The 22,851-nt window shown below is 62.9% G+C and carries 18 protein-coding genes; 7 read left to right on the top strand and 11 right to left on the bottom strand.

Translation table 11 applies throughout. The features are described 5' to 3' along the window. Positions 1–5: 5 nt before the first annotated feature. Entirely contained in the window at positions 6–1,172 is a 1,167-nt protein-coding gene (locus P3T23_RS08000) for a glycosyltransferase family 4 protein (protein ID WP_429315638.1), read from the bottom strand. 316 nt (positions 1,173–1,488) lie between these two features. Between P3T23_RS08000 and P3T23_RS08005 the strand changes: the two genes are divergently transcribed. Together P3T23_RS08005 and P3T23_RS08010 are read left to right on the top strand one after the other, a co-directional pair. Continuing rightward, the gene (locus P3T23_RS08005; protein WP_429315639.1) at positions 1,489–2,649 is read left to right on the top strand and encodes an acyltransferase family protein; all 1,161 of its coding nucleotides are present in this window, start codon (positions 1,489–1,491) and stop codon (positions 2,647–2,649) included. Between the two features lie 325 nt (positions 2,650–2,974). After that, on the top strand, positions 2,975–4,195 hold the full coding sequence (locus P3T23_RS08010) for a glycosyltransferase family 4 protein (RefSeq protein WP_429315640.1): 1,221 nt from the start codon (positions 2,975–2,977) through the stop codon (positions 4,193–4,195). Positions 4,196–4,380: 185 nt separating this feature from the next. On the opposite strand, the gene P3T23_RS08015 is transcribed toward P3T23_RS08010, so the two are convergent. Genes P3T23_RS08015 through P3T23_RS08035 form a run of 5 tightly spaced genes read right to left on the bottom strand, consistent with a single transcriptional unit; the run spans position 4,381 to position 11,219 of the window. Then, positions 4,381–6,768 (bottom strand): polysaccharide biosynthesis tyrosine autokinase, encoded by a 2,388-nt coding sequence (locus P3T23_RS08015; RefSeq protein ID WP_429315641.1) that lies wholly within the window; start codon positions 6,766–6,768, stop codon positions 4,381–4,383. Positions 6,769–6,793: 25 nt separating this feature from the next. Continuing rightward, entirely contained in the window at positions 6,794–8,068 is a 1,275-nt protein-coding gene (locus P3T23_RS08020; RefSeq protein WP_429315642.1) for a polysaccharide biosynthesis/export family protein, read from the bottom strand. A 40-nt stretch (positions 8,069–8,108) separates the two neighbouring features. Beyond that, a complete protein-coding gene (locus P3T23_RS08025) occupies positions 8,109–9,065 on the bottom strand; it encodes a glycosyltransferase family 2 protein (protein ID WP_429315643.1) in 957 nt (318 codons plus the stop codon). 18 nt (positions 9,066–9,083) lie between these two features. Then, complete coding sequence (locus P3T23_RS08030) at positions 9,084–10,475, bottom strand: undecaprenyl-phosphate glucose phosphotransferase (protein ID WP_429315644.1); 1,392 nt, start codon at positions 10,473–10,475, stop codon at positions 9,084–9,086. A 9-nt stretch (positions 10,476–10,484) separates the two neighbouring features. Then, positions 10,485–11,219: a Crp/Fnr family transcriptional regulator gene (locus P3T23_RS08035; protein WP_133663612.1), complete on the bottom strand. Its 735-nt coding sequence runs from the start codon at positions 11,217–11,219 to the stop codon at positions 10,485–10,487. A 163-nt stretch (positions 11,220–11,382) separates the two neighbouring features. Here P3T23_RS08035 and P3T23_RS08040 point away from each other — a divergent pair, with 163 nt between their 5' ends. After that, positions 11,383–11,622: a hypothetical protein gene (locus P3T23_RS08040; RefSeq protein WP_429315645.1), complete on the top strand. Its 240-nt coding sequence runs from the start codon at positions 11,383–11,385 to the stop codon at positions 11,620–11,622. Between the two features lie 212 nt (positions 11,623–11,834). Here P3T23_RS08040 and P3T23_RS08045 read toward each other — a convergent pair whose 3' ends face one another. Genes P3T23_RS08045 through P3T23_RS08065 form a run of 5 tightly spaced genes read right to left on the bottom strand, consistent with a single transcriptional unit; the run spans position 11,835 to position 18,013 of the window. Further along, complete coding sequence (locus P3T23_RS08045) at positions 11,835–14,366, bottom strand: glycosyl hydrolase 2 galactose-binding domain-containing protein (RefSeq protein ID WP_429315646.1); 2,532 nt, start codon at positions 14,364–14,366, stop codon at positions 11,835–11,837. Positions 14,367–14,390: 24 nt separating this feature from the next. Continuing rightward, entirely contained in the window at positions 14,391–15,461 is a 1,071-nt protein-coding gene (locus P3T23_RS08050; RefSeq protein WP_429315647.1) for a DUF1839 family protein, read from the bottom strand. Next, positions 15,458–16,489 carry an amino acid--[acyl-carrier-protein] ligase gene (locus P3T23_RS08055; RefSeq protein ID WP_429315648.1) on the bottom strand — a complete coding sequence of 344 codons (1,032 nt, stop codon included), beginning with the start codon at positions 16,487–16,489 and terminating at the stop codon, positions 15,458–15,460. The genes P3T23_RS08050 and P3T23_RS08055 overlap by 4 nt, the downstream gene beginning before the upstream one ends. A 1-nt stretch (position 16,490) precedes the next feature. Beyond that, positions 16,491–17,765 (bottom strand): acyl-CoA dehydrogenase family protein, encoded by a 1,275-nt coding sequence (locus tag P3T23_RS08060; RefSeq protein WP_429315649.1) that lies wholly within the window; start codon positions 17,763–17,765, stop codon positions 16,491–16,493. Then, positions 17,762–18,013, bottom strand: coding sequence for an acyl carrier protein (locus P3T23_RS08065; RefSeq protein ID WP_429315788.1), 252 nt, complete (start codon positions 18,011–18,013; stop codon positions 17,762–17,764). The genes P3T23_RS08060 and P3T23_RS08065 overlap by 4 nt, the downstream gene beginning before the upstream one ends. A gap of 276 nt (positions 18,014–18,289) precedes the next feature. Here P3T23_RS08065 and P3T23_RS08070 point away from each other — a divergent pair, with 276 nt between their 5' ends. The 4 genes from P3T23_RS08070 to P3T23_RS08085 all read left to right on the top strand — a co-directional run bounded on the left by P3T23_RS08070 (position 18,290) and on the right by P3T23_RS08085 (position 22,840). Continuing rightward, on the top strand, positions 18,290–18,823 hold the full coding sequence (locus tag P3T23_RS08070) for a GNAT family N-acetyltransferase (protein ID WP_429315650.1): 534 nt from the start codon (positions 18,290–18,292) through the stop codon (positions 18,821–18,823). 110 nt (positions 18,824–18,933) lie between these two features. Further along, entirely contained in the window at positions 18,934–20,499 is a 1,566-nt protein-coding gene (locus tag P3T23_RS08075) for an O-antigen ligase family protein (RefSeq protein ID WP_429315651.1), read from the top strand. An 11-nt stretch (positions 20,500–20,510) separates the two neighbouring features. Beyond that, positions 20,511–21,689, top strand: coding sequence for a glycosyltransferase family 4 protein (locus tag P3T23_RS08080; protein WP_429315652.1), 1,179 nt, complete (start codon positions 20,511–20,513; stop codon positions 21,687–21,689). After that, entirely contained in the window at positions 21,686–22,840 is a 1,155-nt protein-coding gene (locus P3T23_RS08085) for a glycosyltransferase family 4 protein (protein WP_429315653.1), read from the top strand. Before P3T23_RS08080 ends, P3T23_RS08085 begins: the two co-directional genes overlap by 4 nt. Positions 22,841–22,851 lie beyond the last annotated feature (11 nt).

Below are 22,851 nucleotides of genomic sequence, written 5' to 3' on the forward strand. Positions count from 1 at the left end.
GCGAATTACCCCACTTTCAGGCGCGTATGGTCAGTCGTGTACGGCGCTGCCCGTATGGCGTTCTGTGCCGCGATCGTCCGCATGACCTCCATCATGAACGCGCGACGGAAGATGGCGGGCGAGAAGCGCTCCGCATTCGCGCGACACGCCTGTGGCGCGAAGAGCGCGTCCTGCCGCTCGAACGTCGCGATCGCGGCGTTCAGTGACGAAACGTTTTGCTCTCCGAAGTGAATTCCAGTCGGATCCGGTTCGTCCGGCGGAATGATGGTTTCCAGGGCTCCGCCCCGGCCATAGGCGATCACCGGCGTCCCGCACGCCTGCGCCTCGAGCAGTGTGATGCCGAAGTCTTCTTCGGCGGCAAAAATGAAGGCTCGCGCGCGTTGCATGTGGTCCTTGAGAACCTCGAACGGCTGGTATCCGAGAATGGTGATGTTCGGCGCTGCCTTCGCGCGAATATCCGCCATTTGCGGACCGTCGCCGATCACGACGAGTCGCCGCTCAGGCATCGCCGCGAAGGCCTCGACGATCAGATCGATGCGTTTGTAGGGAACCATGCGCGACGCGGTCAGATAGAAATCTTCTTTGTCGGTCCGCAGTTCGAAACCGTGGATGTCGACGGGCGGCGGCACGACTGATGCTTCGCGACGGTAGGTCTTCATAATGCGTCGCTCGACGAAATGCGAGTTGCAGATCAGTTGATCGACGCCGTTTGCCGAGCGCGTATCCCAGTTGCGCAGATAGTGCAGTACCGCGCGCGCTGCCCAGGAACGCGGGCCGCGCGTCAGATGCGCTTCGCGCAGATATTGATGCTGCAGGTCCCACGCATAGCGGATAGGGGAGTGCACGTAGCTCACGTGCGTCTGGTCGGGCCCGACCAGCACGCCCTTGGCCACCGCGTAGGAACTGGTTATGACGAGATCGTAGTCCGCGAGGTCGAACTGCTCGATGGCAAGCGGCATCAACGGCAGATAGCCGCGATAGCGGCGCTTCGCGAACGGCAGATGTTGGATGAAGGAGGTACGCACGGATTTGCCGCGTACGAGCGAGCGATCCTCAAGAAAGTCGACGAGGCTGAAGAGGTCAGCGTCCGGAAAGCATTCAATGATCTGTTGAAGGACTTTTTCCGCACCACCCGAAACAACGAGCCAGTCATGCACGATAGCCACTTTCATGACGCGGACTCCCTCCTTCGTTATGCAGGAACAGCGGGGAAATTGTGCGGGGATTGAAAGGCGCGTTCCGTGCGCGCGCGCACACTGGTGCAGAGGCTGAGAGCGGTGCAGAGCAGGCGTTGAACGGCGCTGAGTGGTATCGCCTGCGGGCGATTCGACGCAGTGTGTGCGAACGCACGGAGAAAAAGCGAGCGTGACCTTAGCGTGATGGACAGCGGACTGTGATCCGCTGCGTGGCCTGCGTGCGTCTGGCATGTTGTTACTGGACATGAGACGGCACGACGCAGCCGACTCCTCCGTCCGATCCCATGCTCCCATGACGCACGCCGGCAAGCAGCACTGTGACACTTTGGACCTGATCCGGGCGCTGGCTGCCGCGGCCGTCTGCGTGAGTCATCTGCGCAATCTGATGTTCGTCGACTATGCGGCGACCCAAGGAATGGGCCTTGCCGGCAAGGCGTTCTATTTCGTCAGCAATTACGGCCATACGGCGGTGATTGTCTTCTTTGTGCTGAGCGGATATTTTGTCGGCGGTTCTGTGTTGCGCCAGTCGGCGTCCGGAACGTGGACCTGGCGACGCTACCTGACCGAGCGGCTGTCGCGGCTATGGATCGTGCTGATTCCGGCGCTGGCGCTGACGCTGTTCTGGGACCGGATGGGCATTGCGCTTGTGGGTGGTCCGTTCTATCTCGGCTCCGAGGGAAACTTCGACCAGACGATCAATGTGGCCTCGCATCTGGGCTACTCGACTTTCGTATGCAATGTTGCGTTTCTGCAAACACTCGCCTGCGGAACCTTTGGCTCGAACGGTCCGCTGTGGAGTCTCGCCAACGAGTTCTGGTACTACCTGTGGTTTCCCGCATGCTACGTGCTGTTCAGAAACCGGCGCGGTCTCGCGGTGTTCATGCAGGGAGCGCTCGCGCTAGCGACGATGGTGATGTTTCCGTCATTGCTGAGTGGCTTCGGGTTGTGGCTGCTTGGGGGCTTGCTTGCCTGGCTCGAGCAGACGTTCCCGCGCAGGACAGTGCGAACCGGGCTGCCGCTCTTCACGTTGGGTAGCGGCGTGCTATTTCTTGGTGCGTTGGCGGCAACACGCTCGATGGTCTTCAATAGCGACTGGATAGTCGGTGTAGCCTGCTTTATTTTCCTCAGATGTGTTTTGTGGGAGGACGTGAGGCTAAAGCCGTTGTTGTTGTCGCGTCTGGCGATACGCTTTTCGGGCTTTTCATACTCACTGTATCTGACGCATTTTCCGCTGGTCCTGTTTGTCGTCGCCGTGACGACGGGCCATCGAATCCAGCTCGATCTGCATGGCGTGGCCATGTTCGCCGCGTTGCTCGCAGGCTGCTATGCCTATGCATACGCCGTATATCTGCTGTTTGAGAACAACACTCGGCGCGTGCAGCGCACACTCGCCCAGCTTCATCTGATGAGGCCCAAAGCCGCTCCCGACGCGGCGAACAGTATGCGGACATAAGCACCTGCAACTCACTCAGTGAGGTAAGTCTCCGGCTCTGCCGGAGGACTCACCAAGGTTTGACCGTTACGACGGTCGGCGCGAATTTCCTTCTCAGCCTTCAACCCACATGCCTCGTCAGCCGCATTACCCACTCCACTTTTGAAATAGCCAAAACAGACTTATAGATAGACAGCTGGTTATATTCTGGAAAGAATGTTGTCAGGTTGTGTAAGTGCGGATAAGCACACTTCTTTGCTCGAAGTGGCGAAATAATGGGTCGCCAATATTCAATAATTTAAAATCCGCCAAAATGAGCATAACTAATCGTTCGGGAACGAAAATCATGTCGGGAGGCGCCGCTGCTGCGGCGATCGATGGTGGCGCCCATGCGCCCTCAGCGACGACCAACACGCCCAGCGTGCTGTTCGTCGATCAGAGCGGGCAACTGGGCGGTGCTGAATTCTCGATGTTGCCGCTTACGGTCGCCTGGGCGGCACGCCGCGAGGTGCTGCTGCTGTCGGACGGCCCATTTCGTCACCGGCTCGAATCGCTGGGCGTCGAGGTCCACCTGGCGCTCGAAGACGGCGTGTCGAAAATCCGCAAAGAAGGGGTGCGTCTGAGCTGGCTCGGAACGTTGCCGGGCATCGTTCGGCAGGTGCGCGCTATTGCGCGGCACGCCGAAGAATTCGAAGTCCTCTTTCTCAACACACAAAAGGCGCTTGTGCTCGGCGCACTTGGCAAACCTTTGCATCGCAAGCCCGTGATCTGGCATTTGCATGACATCATGTCGCCGGGGCATTTCGGGCCGATGCAGCGGCTCCTGGTGAAATGGCTCACGCGATACGCGGTCGATGGCATCATCGCCAATTCGCACGCGTCGGCTGCTTCGCTGGTTGCCTTGACGGACTGCAGTCCGGAGTCCGTACCGGTTGTGCACAACGGCGTGGACGTGCGCGAATTCGACGCCGTCGACGCCGGCGACCTGGGTGCGTTGCGCCGACGTCTCGGGCTTCCCGAGGGCGTCTATCTGGCGGGCCTGTTCGGACGGCTCGCGCCGTGGAAGGGGCAGCACATCGCGCTGGAAGCGCTGGCGCAGATGCAGGATGTGCATCTGGTGCTCGTCGGCTCGGCGCTCTTCGGCGAGCAGCGTTATGCAGAGTCGCTGCATCGCCAGGCGGCGCGCCTTGGCGTCGCTGACCGGGTGCACTTTGCCGGGTTTCGTGACGACATGCCGGCCTGGATGAAAGCCGTCGACGTCATTCTGCACACGTCGACCGAAGCCGAACCGTTCGGTCGGGTGATCATCGAAGGAATGGCGGCTGGACGGCCGGTGATCGCCGCGGCAGCGGGTGGGGTGGTCGAGATCGTGCGGCATCGCGAGAACGGCTGGCTCGTCGAGCCGGGAATGCCGGCCCTGCTGGCCGAGGCGATCGAAACCCTGCGCGCCGCTCCGGAACTCGCACAACGCATCGCCGATCAGGCACTCAACGATGTCATGCGGTACTTCTCGCTCGATGGCTATCTTGCGCAGATGAAGCGCGCGATGGTTGCCGTGACCGGCTGAAGTCCCTCTCTTCTCATTCTCAGGCTGCACAGAGCCGCGCAACGTGGAGTTGGCGCGGCTTTCCGCGTTGCCGTTCACGGGCACGGCTTCCTGAAGCGAGAGAGCAGGCCCAGCCTGGCAAGCGTACCGGCATGCGGCCGGCGGGCACTATCGAGGTTCGATACCGCCCGCCGGCGATCCGGGATTTACGGTACGACGTCGGGATCGACCGGGGAGTAGGCGTACGCGTACGTGTAGTCGGCGGAGGCATAGCGGCCATTGCGCTTGAGCGGGATCGCGTTGATGACGCCGCCGATCGTCCGCGCATGGGCGCGGCGCAGCTTTTTCAACGATTCGTCGATTTCGCGTTCGGTGTGGGCGCCTGCGCGGATGACCAGCACCGTGGCCCCGGCGATGTTCGCGACGATCGCAGCGTCCGCTACCGCGAGCAGGGGCGGCGTATCCACGATCACCAGGTCGAACTGTTCGCTGAAGCGTTCAAGTGCTTCGCTGAACCGGCTTGACGTCAGGATTTCTGACGGGTTCGGAGGATAGGCCCCGGCCGCGATGAAGTGCAGTCCGTCGACGCCTGTGGCGCGTGCCGCAACGTGCAGGTCGACCTGACCGGTCAGCAGTTCGGTGAGGCCTCCATTCGGGGAGCGGCCGAAGTACTGTGCGAGGCGCCCGCGTCGCAGATCGGCGTCGATCAGCAGGACGCGCTTGCCCGATTCGGCGAACAGCGCGGCGAGGTTCGCGCACAGGAAGCTCTTGCCGTCAGACGGCGCCGGACTCGTGAATGCGACGATGCGGTTCGGCGTGTCGATGAGCCCGAATTGCAGCGTGGCGCGCAAGCCTCTGAGACCTTCGACCGACAGGTCGAACGGATGCGTTTTCGCGAGCAGCGAGCGGATCGGCGCGTTCGGCGCGGAAACCACGTTGCGCGCGGCTGCCGGTGTCGATGCCGCAGCCGCGGCGGCCTCGGCGTGCTGCAGCGGCCGGAACAGACGAGCGACACCGGTTGGCAGTGCCGGCAACGCGCCGGGTCGGCGTGCTCCGTTTGGCAAAGCCTTGCGGCTGCTTCCGGCCAGCAGCGTGTCGCCGCGCACCTGTTCCGCGCTGACCGGAATGGCGCCGAAGATCGGCAGCTGGAAGCGCCGTTCGGCCAGTTCGGGATCCGATACACCAGTAAAGAATGTGCGACGGCAGAAAGCCACACCGACACCTGCAATGATGCCGAGCAGGACGCCCGCCGAGATGATCATCGCACCCTTCGGTTTCACCGGCGCGGACGGCAGCAGCGCCTCGTCGAGAATGTGGACGTTGCCGATCATGCCGGCCCGCGTGATCGACAGTTCCTGGGTCTTGTTGAGTAGCGCGACGTAGATTTCTTCAGCCACCTTGGCGTCGCGTTGCAGGGACATGGCTTCGCGCTCCGAGCCTGGCAGCGTTTTGAAATGCTCTTCAAAACGTGCCTTTTCGCGCGACAGCGCGGCAAGTTGTGCGTCGATCGTCTGGACCTCAGTGCTGTCCGGAGTGAAGCGTTGCAGAAGTTCGGCTCGCGCAATGCGCAGGTTGGCGATCTGTTTTTCATAGTCCAGGCCGCCAGACAGGAACACGGCGGCTTCCTGGGTTGGCTGGAACGAACCGACCCGTGCCTGATATTCCGAGAGCGCGGTTTCGGAGCGTTTGAGCTCCTCGCGCAGCCGCGGCAGTTCGCTGTTCAGAAAGCTCAGCATCTTGCTCGCTTCTTCCTGCGCGCGATCGGTTCGCTGCTGCATGTACGATCTCGCGACCGCATTGGTGATCGCCGTGATCACCTGCGGATCGACACCCATGTAGGATAGCTTGATGATGCCAGTGTCGTGGCCTTGTTCTACGACCCCCAAGCCGCCCGCCAGCCCTTGCACGGCATCGAGCTGGTTCGCGCGCTGGACGAAGAACTCCGTTCCTGGGCGGGCGACGAGACGGTTGACCAGCAGGGACACCCCGTTCGCCTCGGCAAGCTGGCCTGCGGTGCCGGTCAGCAGCTTGCGGCCGTGGTCGTCGGACAGCTCGAAACGGCCGTTGCCGAGCGCGCGCAGCGTCAGCGTCACGCCCTCCAGATGCTTGGGTACGTTGACCGACTCGACGCCGAACTCTTCGCCGCCCCATGCATAGGAACGCAGGCCGAACCAGGCGGGCATCGGGTGTCCGGGGCGGGCGAACAGGCTCGACAGACCGCCGAGCACCGGCATCGTATTTGGCCAGGCGCCGAAGTTCAGCTTGAACTGTTCGACGACCGGTTCGACGACTGCGCGGCTTTTGATGATCTCGATCTCCGCGTCGGTGCGCAGGGCGCTGCCGGAAGTCAGCGCCGCCAGCGCGGACCCCGCCGAGGATGGGCCAGTAGCGGGTGGGTCGACCTGCAGCAGCGCGTCGGCTGAATAGATGTGCGTGGCCATCTTCGCGTACAGCACCGACGCAAGAATCACGGCGCCGGCGATGCCGAGCACGAGCCAGATCTGCTCGCGCACGAGCCGGACAAGGTCACGCATGACCTCGTCCTCGTCGCCTCGCAGTGTCGGCGAGATATCCGCGTTGTCATAGGTACTCATTTTATTTTCTCTCGCTAGCCGTAGGTTATTGCGCCAGTTGTTTGGTGAAGAAGAGCGTCTGCAGCGATGGCGTGATCAGGTCGAGCAACCGGTTAAAGCGCGCGGAATCCGCAATCTGGACGTACACGACATCGAGCGGCTGAAGGTCGAACCGGGTCATGAGCACCAACGCATCGACCTGCGTCATGTCGAGACGGAACACGTCCGGCTGGACGACTGAGGTCGTCATCTTTGCGCCGACTGGTACCGCTTTCGGGCTGGAGCCGGGGCCGGGGGATGGCGGCTGGATACCGCGGATCACATAAATGAAATGCGGGTCGGACGTCTTGTTATCGACGCTGCCGGAGATGGCAATGGCATCGGCGAGCGTCAGTTTGCCGCGGTTCATCGGCACGGCCGCGGGTTTGCTGATCTCGCCCAGCACGAACACGCGGCTGTTCGTCCGGTCAGGCACGTCGACGATGTCGCCGTCCTCGAGCACCACATTTTGCTGGACATTGCCCGTTTCGAGCAGCGACGCGACGTCGACCTGATAACGCTTGCCACCGCGCGTGACGCCGACATTCTGCAGGTCGGCGTCACTGTTCGCGCCGCCCGCCCGGTTGATCGCGTCGATGATCGACAGCGGCACATCGGTGAGGGCCTGCGCCTGCGGGACCTTTACGTCGCCGAGGATCTGTACCTGCTGGCTGTTGAAGCCGGTCACGCGAACATCGAGCTGGGGATTGACGATCGTCTTGCGCAGGCCTTCTGTCAGGAGACGCTGGACGTCCTGAGGGGTCTTGCCCGCTACATTGATGCGGCCGACTCGCGGGAAAAACACCGTGCCGTCCGAAGCGACGCGCAGCGTCAATCCGCCAGGCTCTCCGCCACCGGATGATGCCCCGCCCCCTGAGGTTCCGCCGCCACCCGTCCCGCCGCCACCCGCCCCGCCGGCGGAAGGCAGCGGCGGAATGCCGGCAGCGCCTGTGCTCCCTCCGCCGCCTTGGGAAGTCAGCTCGGGATGATCCCAGACGATCACCTGCAACTGGTCGTTGACCCCGATCCTGTAAACATGCGACGCGCGGGACTGCGGCGTCAGGCAGGTGAGCGGACACGGCGCCGGTGGCGCGACATCAGGCGGGTTTGCCTGGAAGTAGGCCACGTCGATGGGCTGGACTTCGAAGGTCGTCGGTGCCGTGGCAGGTTGCGCCGGTGGCTTCTCGGTCAGGCGGCTCTTGTCGAGAAAGCCGCCAGGCGAGAGCGAGCACGCGCATAAGGAGATCGCTGCGAGCCCCGTACAAATCGTTCTAGATATCATGGTTATGGTCCCTCGCGTTACACGAAGCGCTGTGATGCTGTCAGCGCCTTGCTTCCTGCCAGGCTCCGCGCATTGCGCACAAGCCGATCCACCATTTACGCAGTGCAATTTCTGGAGCAACGCCGCTGAACGCCAGGGTTATCGCGCGGGCCAGCCCCGGATCTGCGCGATTGCCGATCAACGTCGAATACACGACAAACGCCCACCTGCCCGGTCCCGACAGGTGTTCGCGCATGATGAGCCGCAGGTTGAACGAAGCGTTATAAAACGCAACATGGTTGAAACCGATGCGCTGGTCTTCGTCGCTGCGCGGCGCCGGATAGTGCTCGACGAGAATCGACGGGTCGTAGACCAGAGCCCACTTGCGCCTCAATACATCGAGGCTGTACTCCATTTCACAGTGCACCTGCGCGCCGTTGCCGCGCAGCCGCTCGTCAAAGCGCAGTCCAGTGACCGCCTCGCGGCGGAACGCCATATTGACGCCCTTGAGCACATGTACCCGACGCGCCTCGCCGCAGCCGATGTGATGGTTGCCGACCGGGCGCCCGTACCAGCGAACGAGTCCCACGTTTGGTCGCGCGCCATCGAGGATCATGCCGTTCTGATGCACGATGTCGCGTCCGCCGACACCGCCGATGCCGGGGTCGGACAGAAACGTTTCGATGAGGCGCTGCGTCCAGTCAGGATGAGGAGCGGCGTCGTCGTCGGTGAAGCAGATGATGTCGCACGTTGCGGCATCGAGGCCGCGGTTGTAGGCCGCGACCACGCCGGGTCGCGTCACCGGCGCCACCTGCAGTCCCTGCGTGCCTCGCCCTCGTGCGCGATGCTGCAGAAAGGCCTGGGTTGCATGGTCATCCGGACGCGCGACCACGATCACTTCGTCGGCAGGCCGCAACTGTTCGTCGAGCGCCGCCAGACAGCGAGCGAGATCAACCTGCCGGCGATAGGTCGGCACGATCACTGATACGCGCAGTGCAGCTTCAAGCTCTGTATTCACCCCACGCCCCCGCAGGTTTTAATACGCGTTGCGTCCGACGAAACCCTTCAGCAGGGTGATCAGCACGATCTTCACGTCGAACCAGAACGACCAGTTGTGGATATAGAACAGGTCGAACTTCACCCGCGCTTCCATCTTCTCGATCTTCGCCGTCGCACCGCGATAGCCGTTTACCTGTGCCCAGCCGGTGATGCCCGGTTTGATGCGATAGCGATGCATGTAGCCATACACCAGATCCTTGTAAAGGTCGTCGTGTTCGAGCGCATGCGGGCGCGGGCCCACGACCGACATCTGTCCAATCAGCACGTTGTAGAACTGCGGCAATTCATCGAGACTCGTGCGACGCAGGAACGCACCCAGTTTCGTCACCCGTGCATCGCCTTTTCTCGCCTGCGTGAGATTGCCCGCCTCCTCGTGATGCACCGTCATCGAACGGAACTTGTAGATTCCGAACGGCCGGCCATCGATGCCCTTGCGCATCTGCGTGAAGAACACCGGGCCAGGCGACGTGGCCTTGATCGCCACCGCAATAACAGCGAAAAGCGGTGCAAGTATGACGAGCACCGCGAACGCGAAGAGACGATCAAACACAATCTTCGGCCACAACTGCGGCGAAGGGTGTGGGGCACCGCACAGATTGATGGTGGGCAGGCCCAGCACTTCGACAAGCGAATGACTGAACAGCGTCATGCTGCGCGTATCGGGTATGAAACGCAGATTGATGAAGTCGTTCTGGAACGCCCGCGTGAAGCGATAGATCGTGCGTTCCTCCGAGAGTGGCAGCGCCAGCCACACTTCGTTGATATGTTCTTCGCGCACCTTCGCCACGAACGCGTCCATGTTGCTGAGGACGGGCAGCTTGCTCATGCGCGCGACGATATCGGGCGAGCCGTCGCCGGCCTGCGTCGTATCGAAAACGCATACAGGTTTGAACCCTGCGTGCGGAGCGAGTTCGAGATGGGACAGCAGCGTGCGCGTGAAGCCCGGCGTGCCGACCACGGCGACGGTACGATAGTTCAGGCCATGCCGCCGCGCCGTGCGCAGCATCAGATGCGCGATGCACTTCGTGGCGACGATCAGTGCGCCGGAGATCAGCGTCGAGTAGCCGAACCACAGGCGCGACACAGCGTCCATCCGGTGCAGCGTGAAGACCAGCACCAGACTCGTTGTGACCACGGCGAACCACGCCAGCACGACGCGCCCGAGCATCGCAGGCAGCGACTTGCCGCGCCAGGTCTCGTAGAAGCCGAACATGGGGAACAGGAGCAGCACCAGAACGCAGTTGAATGCGATCAGGAGCCGCTCGTCGTCAGCCAGTTCGTACCCCGTCGCGAAGCGTAGCCGGTGGGCGATCAGTGCCCCCGCAATCACGAAGAGTGCATCGAGGCAGCGCGCGGTGTTTCTGAACATGGCCGTCCTCTAGCTGACGGCTTCAGCCTGATGCAGGCGCGGCAGCAGCCGGTCGAATTCACGCTTCACGAGGCCATAGCACTCGCACGCACGCGCTTCGAGACCCTTGCGGTCCAGCACACGGATGTGACCGCGGCTGTGATGGATCAGGCCGTCGCTATGCAGCTTGCCCGCGGCTTCCGTGATGCCTTCGCGACGCACGCCCAGCATGTCCGCGATGAGTTGCTGCGTGACGGCGAGGTCGTCGGTGGCGACACGGTCGATCTCGATCAGGAGCCACCGGCACAATTGTTTGTTGAGCGAATGATGGCGGTTGCAGGCTGCCGTCTGCGCGACCTGGGTGAGGAGGGCGTGCATGTAGAGCAGCATCAGCCGGCGCATGAAATCGGAGCGGGCGAAATGGGCCTTGAGCGCCTGTGCGGTCATCCGGTAAGCGAAGCCGGCGCATTGCACCTGCACGCGGTTCGGCATCGTTTCGCCGCCGGTCAGGACAGGTACGCCCGTCATGCCTTCGCGGCCGACTGCTGCGATCTCGACCGAACCGCCATCTTCCATCGTATAGAGCAGGGAGATGATCGCGGTGGTCGGAAAGTAGACGTGGTGAATGCGCTGTCCCGAGTCGCACAGCAACTGCTCCGTGCGCAGATGAACAAGCTCGAGATGGGGCGCCAGCGCTTGCCACTCATGGGACGGCAATGCGCCAAGCAAATGGTTGCCGTGCAGATCGGATTGAAGGGTCAACATGATCGGTCCTCGCACGAAGCCGCGCGTTACGCGGCTTCTTTTTTTTAACCCAGTGCTGTGCCCCGTGATGACTGTCGCCTGGTGAGCGGCTAGGAGTACGCAGTACCGGCCCCGTGTAGCTTCGCGCTTTTGCATGGATCGAACTGGTTTGCATCGGCGCTGAATGTTGCGCCTGTCATTTAGCGAGGACCATGCCAGCAGGACCAAAAATGAACACTGGTGCGGCGCAGCGATGGGCGCGATTGTGCGGCGTGCGGCAAATCGTGTGTTTTTGTTTCAAATCTGTACATCGTTTCTGGTGGAGAGCGAAACGGTGAGGGCCCTTTTTGATTGCGCCAAGTCCTTGATCGGATTGGGTTCGTGCGGTGAGCAAACGATTGGCGCGGCAGCGGATCAGGCGTGAAACACCCCACTGCGACGGGGTGCAGGACCCACTAGGCTATAAACCGGAAATGATTCAGAAGTGGTTCACGAACTACGTGTGCTGCCGCACGGATCGCATTTTTGGCGAGCGCAGAACCGATGCCAGAGGGAAATGTGTCGGAAGAAAGCCAACGGTGAAGAGGCGAGTGTTGGTGCGCGTCGTGACGGCGCAAAGTGCTTAATTGCTGGCGATCAGCGGTAGAAGAGGGGGGAGACTGAATTGATTGCGCGGACTTCGCCATTGGGGGCCGCGGTTGTTTCGCCAGCGTTGAGCGGCAGCAGCGCAATCCTGACCGGGCGGTCAGGCGGCAGATGAAACCAGTCGCGGGCTGCGCGGTAGTGCGCATCCGCGATATGGACGAAGCGTGCGAAACGCCGCGACTCGATGACGAGTTGCCAGCCGTGCGGCGTGGCTTCAGGCGTGGCGGTGAGGCCGAGGTCGTGCCGTTCGAGCGCATGGCGCCCGGGCAGATGGAACGCTTCCGAGCAGATTGCTCCGCTCGCCGGGTCGCGCAGCGTGGCGATCGTCACGTCGTGCGCGCGCGGGCCGAAGCGGTACGCACAGGTGAAATCGAAGAACTGGCCGAGGCAGTCCGCGGCCGGGATGCATTGCGTGCTGTGCGGCAGCAATTCGACGGCGCGGGTGGCCGACACGACGTTGACGGCGCCGTCGCGCAGGCAGACGAGGTCCAGTTGCAACGACAGCGTATCGGCTGTCTCATTGATGAGATGCAGGTCGAGGCCGTTCAGCCCTTCGTCGGTGATGACGACCTGGATGGGTTGCAGCACCTGCGAAAGGGCGTGCCAGGCGCTTTTGGGGCGTCCCAGCGCGTCGATGAGGCCCCAGCCCGCACCGGCCTTCAGGTCCTGAAGCTGCCAGACGAGACCGCCGCCGCACGGCGAGCCGTGGCGGCGCCATTCGGCGAACACGTCGGTCATCAGTTCGGCAATCACCGCGCGCGACAGATCCAGGTAACGCTGCGGATCTTCGTAGCGCAGCCGCGCCGGTTCGATTCCGTAGAGCGTATGCAGGTAGTGGTCGCGCACGTCGTCGAAGTCCCAGCCGGCGCCTGGGTCGCGCGGCACGGCGGCCTTCCAGCGCGGATCGTGCAGATGAATCGTGCCGAGTGCATCGTGCAGCGTGGCGTCGTCGGGGACGTTCGCGAACGCGAGACATTCGGCGGCGAAACGGACCTGCGAGCGGCGCACGTCATCGAGCGGTCGTTGATACGCACCGACACCGTAGTAGTGTGTGATGCCAGTGCGCGTCGAGAACGGCCAGACGCCGCCGGACGGCGAATTGCTCACGTAGGGCACGTCCGGACGTTCGCGCTCGACGATGGCAGGCAGGCGTTCCGTGAAGAGCGGTTGCGCACGCATCGAAGGGGGCAGGCCGAACATCGCCGCCTGCTGGTCGACTTCGCTGCCGCCGCACAGTACCGCGAGCGACGCGAAACGCCGTGTGCGTGCGAGAAACTGCGTCGCCTCGCGGGTGATGCTCGCGACGAAGTCGCCGTCGGTCGGATAGTCGAAGTTCGCGAAGGCGAAGTCCTGCCACACGAGCATGCCGTATGCGTCGGCGAGCCGATAGAACGCGTCCGACTCATACACCATCGTGCCGCCCACGCGCAGCATGTTCATCCCCGCATCGCGCGCGAGCGAGAAGGCCTGTGCGAGTTGTTCCGGCGTGCCGGCCAGCGTCGCGAGGTCGGCGCTCGTCCAGCAGGCGCCGCGGCAGAACACCGGCGTGCCGTTGACAAGCAGCGCAAAACCTTCGCCATCGGCGCCGCGCGCGACATCGATCGAACGAAAGCCGACGTCGCCGAGCGCGATCGATTCGCCGCCAAGCTGCAGCACTATGGCGTGCAGTTTCGGCACACCATGCGTGTGCGGCCACCACCGCTCGGCGTAGGGCAAACGTAACGAACCGCTGAGCGTGTGCGCATCGGTCCACTGAAGAGACGAACGGACGTCCCCGCAATTTAACGACGCGGACGTCGCGTCGGCGTGCGGATGGACAAAGCTGATCGTTACAGAAACGATACCGTCGTCGCCTTCCAGATGGGTGCGCAGGTCAACGGTCTCGAATGCGTGGGGCGCGCTGCCTAGCAGTTCCACGGGGCGCCACGGACCGACCGCCTGCAGCGGCGGACACCAGCCCGGCATATAGCCGAGCAGCGTCGTGCGGACGTTGCGCAGTGTCGGCGGCGTGACGAGTCGCGGCCGCCAGCGCGCACGCGAACGACGCGCGGCGAAGAGAGGCGCGAGCGAACGGAAGCACAGCGAGAGCGTGGCTTCACCACTTAGTTCAAATTCGACGTCGTGCGCGACGAACATCGAATCGGACGTGAGGAGCTTCTGGTCGTCGAGCCAGACCTCGGCAAGCGTCGCAAGACCGTGCAGACGCAACCGCTGCGTGCCGTTGCCCGCAAGCGGCAGGCGGTACCAGTGATCGTCGAACGCAAAGGGCGGCGGCCGTTCGGTATCGAGCTTGCCCGCAGCCCGCCACGCGGACGCGACCGTGCCCGGCACCGGAGCCTCCAGCCAGCCGTCGGCGGGCAACGCGGACGGCAAGGCGCACGCGCCGGCCTGCGTCGTCACGCATTGCCAGCCGTGCCCGAGGAGGCGCGGCCAGACGCCGTCCGCCTGCGTGCCGCCGGTCGGGGACTGCTCACGGGCGCCGTGCGGCGCAAGATCAGACAGGTCGTTCAACAAGGCTCGCACGGCGTATTCCGACGATGCATCGCATCACAGCGCAAGCGCGGCGAGCGGCGGCAACGTGTGGTCATAGGCTGCTTCGAGCACGTCGAAGCAGTCGTCGCACGTATCGCGGCGACCGCGCGCCATGGCCCGCACGAGGCGGAACTGCATCACCATCGCCTCCGATGCGATCGTCTGCGCCGACTCGGGAATCGTATCGGGCATCGCGAAGCCCTGGGTCTTGAGCCACAGCAGATACTTCGACAGAAACTCGAAGTTTGCGCCGAGCTGCCGCATCAGGTTGAACGAATAGGGATGGAAGAACGGCTCGCCGCGGTCGAGCAGCATGTCCAGATGGGCCGGAAATGCGGCCCGCCATTCCGTAATAGGATTGCGCAGCGGCCGGCGCGCCAGATGCGCGCACAGCAGCTCCGCCGACGCTTCAGCGAGGGCCGTGCCTTCCAGCGCCGGGCGGACCTGCTTGGCGAATTCGACATAAGGGAACAGCAGGTCGGGCTTGCCCGCGAACTGCGGCAGCTTGCGGAACACGCCGTCGTAGTCTTCGCCGTTCAGCGTGTGGTAGCCGGTATTGTGGAAATAGCCGAGCCGCCGCGCGGACGGATCGACGAAGTCGATGCCCACCGTCGTCTTCGGGTGTTCGCGGCGATATGAGGTGGCGCGCGTGTTCGGCAGATAGTAGCCGTCGACTTCGACGAGCACCGTATGGCCGCGCAGCGTTTGCGCGAGCACGCGGTCTTCGAGCGAATCGTAGATCGCAAGCTCCTGCACCTGCGTGCCGTACAGGCGCTCGATATCTTCGAGCGGAAACTTGAAGAAGGTGAACTGGTCGCCTTCGAAGTCCTGCGTCACGGTAAAGCCGAACGCCGCGCGCGGATCGAGGCCGAAGCCGTGCAGCAGTTCGATCCACAGGTCGACATAGCAGTTGGTTTCCTGCCAGACCCGGTCACCCTGATGCAATGCGTGCGACGCATGATCGCGCGCCGGCCGGGCGGGCACGATGACCGGGCTCACCTGCTCTACCGTATCGGCAAAAGCCGCTGCAGGCGGTGGTGCGGCTACCTCCGGATTGTTCCAGACGGTCGTGAGCGGCGGGTTCATACGGCCCCTCCAGCCAGACCATGCGCCACGCGGGCCTTCGTATCGCCCCACAGCAGCGCGCGCACGTCGTCGGGCCATGCGTTCACGTCGAGACCGTGATGACGGAAGAGCGCAAGCGTGATCCGCTCCATACCGAAGCCGACACAGCCGGTATGCGCGACGGACCCATCCTCGCATTCGATCTTCCAGATCGCACCGAAGTGGTCCATGTGATAGTTGAACGACAGGCACGCGGTCTTGCTGTCGGCATTCGCGACCGGAATCAGCAGTTCGAACTTGAGCGCCTGGGCGCGCTGGCTGTCGGCGATGATCTTGCCGCCGCGGCCGAAGAACGGATCGTTGGCGAGATCGACATCGACCGGCAGTTGCAGCAGCGTGACGAGCAGCGAGCCGCGTTCGATCCACATCTGGCGGAACGCCATCACCTGTTCTGCATTGCCGAGGCGCACGTATTCACGTTGCCGGAACATCTGCATGCGGGCCGGATCCAGTGACGGTTCGTGCCGGAAGCAGTACGACAGCACGTCGATGGTCCGGCCGTTGGCAGGCATCGGCCCGCGCCGCGCCATCACCGGATAGATCGGATAGCAGGCGGCCGGCGTCAGCACGACGCGGGTCGGCTTTTGCTGCGACATCCATTCGGTGTCGCGGTCGTCGTCGCTTTTCTCCATCGCGTCGTCGAGGCAGCGCAACAGGCGTTGCTGACCGGCATCGTTGCCGCAGAACGAGTGGATGGTGCCGGCGAGATCCGGAAAGCTCTTCAGGTACTCGCTGTCCTCGAAATCGGTGCGGCGCATCGCGGGCGGGAAACGCAGCACTTCAGGCTGCTGGTCCGCGCCGAGATGCGTGATCGCAACGTTGAGGCGGTCGACGACGTCTTCGAAGACCTGGCTGCGGCCGTACAGGCCGTTTTCGCCGGTATCGATGAGGATGCCTTTGTCGAGCAGTTCATCACGAAAGGTCGGCGCAGCCGGTGTCTCGCCTGGCATGGCGGCTGCGAGGGCTGCAGCGTCGGTCATCGTGTTCATCTCAGACTCTCCCTGGGGCGGCCGGACGCTGCGCCAGCAGCAGGCTCGCTGTGTTTTGTGCAATACGGTCGTTGTTGATCATCAACGGCGCCGAGTGCAGATCGCGCAGATGGCGGCCCACGCTGTATTCCGTGCCGTTCTTGTAGCCGGCCATGCCGCAGATCATCAACACTTCCTGAACGACGAGCAGTGCGGTCGACGAAATGCTCGTCTTCAGCGTGTTCATGTCCGACGCGAAGCCGAGCATCGCCGAGAGTGGCGCGTCGGCCTGCGAGACGCCGTGTTTCGCCCGATGGGCGGCGCGCGCGGCTTCGAGTGCAACCGACAGGCGTGCCTGCATCATCTGCAACAGGCCCACGGCCTCCGCGAGACGCAGGCCGGCCGGTGGTACGGAGCCGGGCTTCGAGCGAGCCTGGGCTCGGAAAAAGGCTTTGGCGCGATTCACGGCGTCGGTCGCCACGCCAGTCCATACAGCCGCCCATAGCGTATGCGAGACGGGCAACATGGTCTGATCGGCGATATCGGCGAAGGGTGTCGGCAGGATCTGCTCGGCGTGACCCGCGGCGACGAGTCGAAAGCCCTCGCTGCAGGTGCCGCGCATGCCCATCGAATCCCATGCGCCGCGCTTTTCGAGCAGTGTCTCTTCGGGCAGGGTGACGATCAGCACCTGATCGGCCGCCGCTGACTCGGCCGTGCGCCGCGCGGTGACGAGAATGCCGTCCGCGTGCGCGCCGTACGAGATCGTCGGTGCGAGTTTTTCGATGCGGAAGCGCCCGCCGTCGATTTCGACCGCGCAGGCGCTCGTGCGCATGTTCCCGCCGATGGTTTCTTCAGATGTAGCCGACGCCAGCAGCCATTGCTTTTCGACCAGCTGCGTGAGCAACTGCTGGTGCCAGGGCGTCTCGCTGCCATGTTCTTCGATACACGCCACCTGGATCTGGTGCATCGCGTAGATCATTGCGGTCGAGGCGCAGCCCTGGGCGAGTATTTCGCAGATCGTGGCGACATCCGCCAGCGACAGTCCCGCGCCGCCGAAGCGGGTCGGCACCATCGCCGACAGCAGGCGTTCTCGCCGCAACGCGTCGAAGGCTTCGACCGGAAAGCGGGCCAGCCGGTCGACCGGATCGGCAAACTGCGCGGCGATCTGGGCCGCACGCTGCGCGGCGGCCCGCCAGCCGGGTTCGGGATCGATGGAGGTCAGGGTAGCCGACGGGGTCGCATCACCCGACGCGGCTTCAGCGAAACTGCCGGTCTCCTGCTTCAGCGGGGCGTTCATGCTGCGGCCTTTGCCTGTTGGAGTTCGGCAACCGCGGCGGCCAGCGAATCGATGCTCGAAAAGAGCCGGCGTGTAAGCATGCGGTCGGGAATTTCGATGCCGAATTCGTCTTCGATTGCCAGCATCAGATGCACGGTCGCCAGAGACGACAGGCCAGCTGCGTAAAGATCGGCGTGATCTTCCAGGCTTTCCGGCGGTACGTCGAGACGGGCCGATTCGGAAAGAATGCGTCGCAGTGCTGTTTTCATGGTGAGGCGCTCCCTCGTCGAGATGTTTCGTGTGCAATGTGTTTGAATCGTGGCCCCGTGCTCACCGGTTGGCCCCAGCTTCGCAGTTGGTCCTCCACCACTGACGCGCATGGCCAATTGCTGTGCAGCAGCCATGGGCGTCGCTGGTTGACCGTATTTAACGGATTGCGACTCGATATCGTCAGTGCGGTGCCGCACTGAATCTGGAGAATCGACGGCGTACCTTTTGACCATGCGAACAGCCATGTCCGATCGATTTTCGTTATGGAAACTGTGATGAACTGGAAAACGCTCGAATTTGAACAGCTGACGCCGCGCGAACTGTATCTGATCATGCGGGCGCGCAGTGCTGTGTTCGTCGTCGAACAGGCGCACGTATGCCTCGATGCGGACGGTCACGACGAAAGCGCCCTGCATGTATTCGCGATGGACGACATCCGGCGGCCGATGCCGGTCCTCGCCTATGCACGGCTTCGGCCGGGCGACGATGAAGATCCGGAAGTGATGATCGACAAGATACTGACGAGTCCCGCGAGGCGCGGCGACGGCACGGCTGAACTGCTGATCGAAAAAGCGTTGAGCGGAGTGGCAGAGCGCTGGCCTGGCCGCATCATCCGGGTCACGGCGCCGGTTGGACTCAAGAGTTTCTACGAGCAATTCGGTTTTCGAAAGACCGAAGGACCTTTTCTCGAGCATGGTGTTCCGTTCATCGGACTCTCGTGCAGTCAACGCGGCGGCCATGTTCAGTCGGGCGGGCAGCGCCGCGCGCGCAGCGGCCTCACGATCATCAGTACCTACGAACTTCTCTGACGACGTTCGTTCGGAACACGAAGTCCTCCGTCAGTGCGGACTAGTGTGAACGCGCAGACGCGTGGATGTCTGGCGATATCGCAAGGTTTTCATTGCCCGGGGGCAAATGCATGTTGAATACACCGTCGTCACGGCCGGCATTGACGTCCGCGCCGCAGGCTCTGCAGGGCAGGCCTGGCGCGGGCGGAACGCTGTCCTTGATTGCGCGCAGGCCCGAGCTGCTGCCGACCGGTTTGTTTCTCGTGACGTTGCTGCTGCTCGCTGGACACCAGGGCAAAGCCGTCGAACTGCTATTTCCGCTTTGCTCGTTTCTGCTTGCGGTGCATTTGTACAGGACCTCGCCTGCGCATTACATCGGCTTTGTCTGCTGGCTGTTTTTCCTGTCTCCAGAGGTGAGACGCCTCGCGGATTTCGTGAATGGCGCGTTCAACGACAAAAGCCTGATCATGGTCGCGCCGCTGCTCGCAGTCGCGTTGTGCGGCGTGTCGCTTTTCAGGCACGCGGGCAAGCTTGGGCAGCGCAGCAGCGCGCCGCTCGTGCTGATCGTCGTTGCGCAGACCTACGCGTTCGTGGTCGGCGTGATCGGGGTGGGCCTCGCGCCCGCGCTCTATACATTCGTGAACTGGGTGTTCCCGGCTCTGGTGGCGTTCTATCTGACCGTCACGTGGCAACACTACCCGACCTATCGGCGCGTCATGTTGAGCACGATCGTATATGCGGGCCTGCTGATGGGGATCTACGCCGTCATCCAATACATTGTGGTGCCGCCATGGGATGCGTTCTGGATCATCCAGATCAAGGCGCAGGCCTTCGGACAGCCGGTTCCCTACGGGCTGCGGGTCTGGAGCACGATCAATTCACCCGGCACGTTTGCTATAACGATCATGTATCTGGTGTTGATGTCAATGGCTTCGCGCAGCCGCCTGAGCCTGCTGATGGCGATCTTCGGGGTGGCCGGGCTGATGTTTACGTCAGTGCGCACCTGTTGGGCCGGCCTTGTCATCGGGCTGATCTATCCGCTCGCCATGCTCGACGGAAGAAGCCGGCGACGGCTGATTGGCGCCGTCGTGGGCATTGCGCTGCTGTGCGCCCCGATGATGATGTTCGATCAGATATCGGAGCACGTGGTCAGCCGTCTCACGACCTTCAAAGACATCGGTAACGACAACAGCTTCCAGTCGCGAGCCGACTTCTATGAGGCGTTTTTCTCGACGGCGCTGACCGATATCAGCGGGGAGGGGCTCGGTTCCACGGGCATCGGCGCGAAACTGTCTTCCGACAATTCGCAGAATGCCGGTGGCTCGTTCGATAGCGGTCTCATGGAAGTACCGTTCGTGATGGGGTGGCCGGGTACGCTGCTGTATGCGACCGGGATTTTCATATTGATGTGGCGGGCGTTCACGGCCAGCAGGCGGCAACCTGACGATCGTTTCGCGATATGCGGCGTGGGGGTGTCAATTGCCATTTTCGCCATGATGATCATGGTGAACACGTTGACGTCGAATACAGGGATGCTGTTTTTCATCGGCGTGACGATGCCCGTAATCGGGCTGCGTTATTCGCGACACACTTCGTACAAGGCACGCGTCGCAAAAACGGCATCGGTTCCTTCAGCAGCCACTTTGATCACGGTGGCGCGAACAGCCGTTCCAGGCACTGGCAGGAGGCCGGCATAATGGGTGAGCGGATGAAAATCCTGATCGTGACGCACGTCGTGGCGAGGAACGACGGGCAGGGGCGGGTGAACTATGAGATCGTCCGTGCGGCGCTCGCGGCAGGCCACGAAGTAACGATTCTTGCGTCAAGTGCGGCACCGGAGCTGACCAGTCATCCGCTCGCGTGGTTCGTGCCGGTGAAGCCCAGTATGGTGCCGTCTCGCCTGCTCAAATATCAGTCGTTCGCGTGGCGAAGTGCGTTGTGGATTCGCGCGCACCGGCACGAGTTCGATGTCGTGCATGTGAACGGCTTCATCACCTGGGCGCGAGCCGATGTGAACTCGGTTCACTTCGTGCACGACGGCTGGTATCGATGCGGGTTCTATCCGTTTCGTTTGTTCCGCGGCTTTTACGACGCTTATCAGGTGATCTTCACGCGGCTCAACGCGTACCTCGAAGCTGGCGCATTCAAACGTTCGCGCGTGGTTGTACCGGTGTCGGACAAGGTCCGGGGCGAGGTGCTCGCACATGGTATCGATCCGGCACGCGTGCAGGTCATTCATAACGGTGTCGATACCGATGAATTCACACCCGGTGTATCCGAGCGGGCTCGCTTCGGTTTGCCCGAAGCGCCGTTCATGTTGCTCTTCGCCGGCGATCTGCGGGTTTCGCGCAAGAATCTCGACACGGTGTTGCACGCATTGACGAGAACCTTGCCCGAGGTTCACCTGGTCGTTGCGGGCGGTCTGCACAACAGTCCGTATCCGGCTCTCGCGGCAGAACTCGGGCTGACCGGGCGTGTGCATTTCGTCGGCTTCGTGAAGGAGATGCCGGTACTGATGCGTTCGGTCGATGCTTTTGTTTTTCCCTCGCGTTACGAGGCGATGAGCCTCGCGTTGCTGGAGGCTCTCGCCGCCGCGCTGCCGGTTGTGACCGCGCAAACGACGGGCGGCGCGGAGGTGATCGGGCACGACTGCGGCATCGTGCTCGACACGCCCGAGGATGTGCACGCACTGGCCGCGGCTATCGAGCGCCTTGTCAACGATCGGGACGGCGCGGCGCAGATGGGGCAGGCCGCGCGGGAACTGGCCAAAATGCTCGGATGGTCCGCGATGGCGCAACGCTATCTGTCGTTATATGAGCGCATCCGCGCACGGCGTGAAGTCGCTGGCGTGCCCGTTGTGGTCCCGCCTGTGACGGTGGACTCATGAACAACCCGATCGATTCCCTGCAGATCGGCATGCACTGGTTCGGAGAGCGGCCAGGCGGCCTTGATCGTATGTTCATGGAACTCGTTGAATCGCTGCCTGCGCAGGGCGTCAATGTCCGCGGGTTGGTCGCGGGCAGCGAGAACGTGCACGCCGCTTCGGGTGGATCGGTGCAGGCGTTCGCGAAGGCGGATTCACGGCTTGGGCCGCGCCTGTGGGGGGCCCGCACGCTGGCGTCCAGATTGAAGCGCGCGCGCAGGCCCGATGTTGTCGCCACGCACTTCGCGCTTTACGCCGTACCGACTGCCGGCGTATTCAGTGGCGTTCCGCGCGTCGTGCATTTTCAGGGCCCTTGGGCCGACGAGTCGTTCCCGGAGGGGGGGCACTCCCTTGCGCGCGGTGTGCGCCGCTCGCTTGAACGCTTCGTGTATCGCGGCGGCACGCGGCATATCGTGCTGTCGCAGGCCTTCGGTCATATCCTGCACACACAGTATCGCGTTCCCGCAGACAGGATTCGCATCGTGCCGGGCTGTGTCAACGTCGATCACTTCGATCTGGGCCTTTCGAAGCACCATGCGCGTGAATCGCTGGGGGTCCCGCAGGATCGACCGATCCTGTTTTGCGTGCGACGTCTCGTCTGGCGCATGGGCATTGAGGATCTGGTCGATGCAATGTATCTCGTCAAGCAGGCGGTACCGGATGTGTTGCTCGTGATCGCCGGCCGCGGACCGCTTGAGCCGCAACTGCGTGCGCGCGTGGCGGCACGTGGCCTCGAAAACCATGTTCAGTTTCTGGGCTTCGTGCCGGACGCGGAGTTGCCGTTGTGGTACTCGGCTGCCGATGTGACCGTGGTGCCGACCGTCGCGCTTGAAGGCTTCGGTCTAACCACGATCGAATCGCTGGCATCTGGGACGCCGGTCCTGGTGACGCCAGTGGGTGGTCTGCCCGAGGCCGTGGCGCCGCTCTCGCCGGACCTCGTCCTGTCGTCCGGCGGATTTAATTCGATCGGCAGTGGCATCATAGAAGCGCTGCGTGGCACTCGCAATCTTCCCGACGCCGCCGCATGCCGGGCCTATGCGCGTGCGCACTTCGACCGTTCGGTCGTGGCCGCTCAGGTTGCCGGCGTGTATCGCGAAGCGATCGATGCCTTCTAATCGCCTCGCAT

Origin of the sequence: Paraburkholderia sp. GAS448 (assembly GCF_050435685.1) — a bacterium.
Classification (GTDB): domain Bacteria; phylum Pseudomonadota; class Gammaproteobacteria; order Burkholderiales; family Burkholderiaceae; genus Paraburkholderia.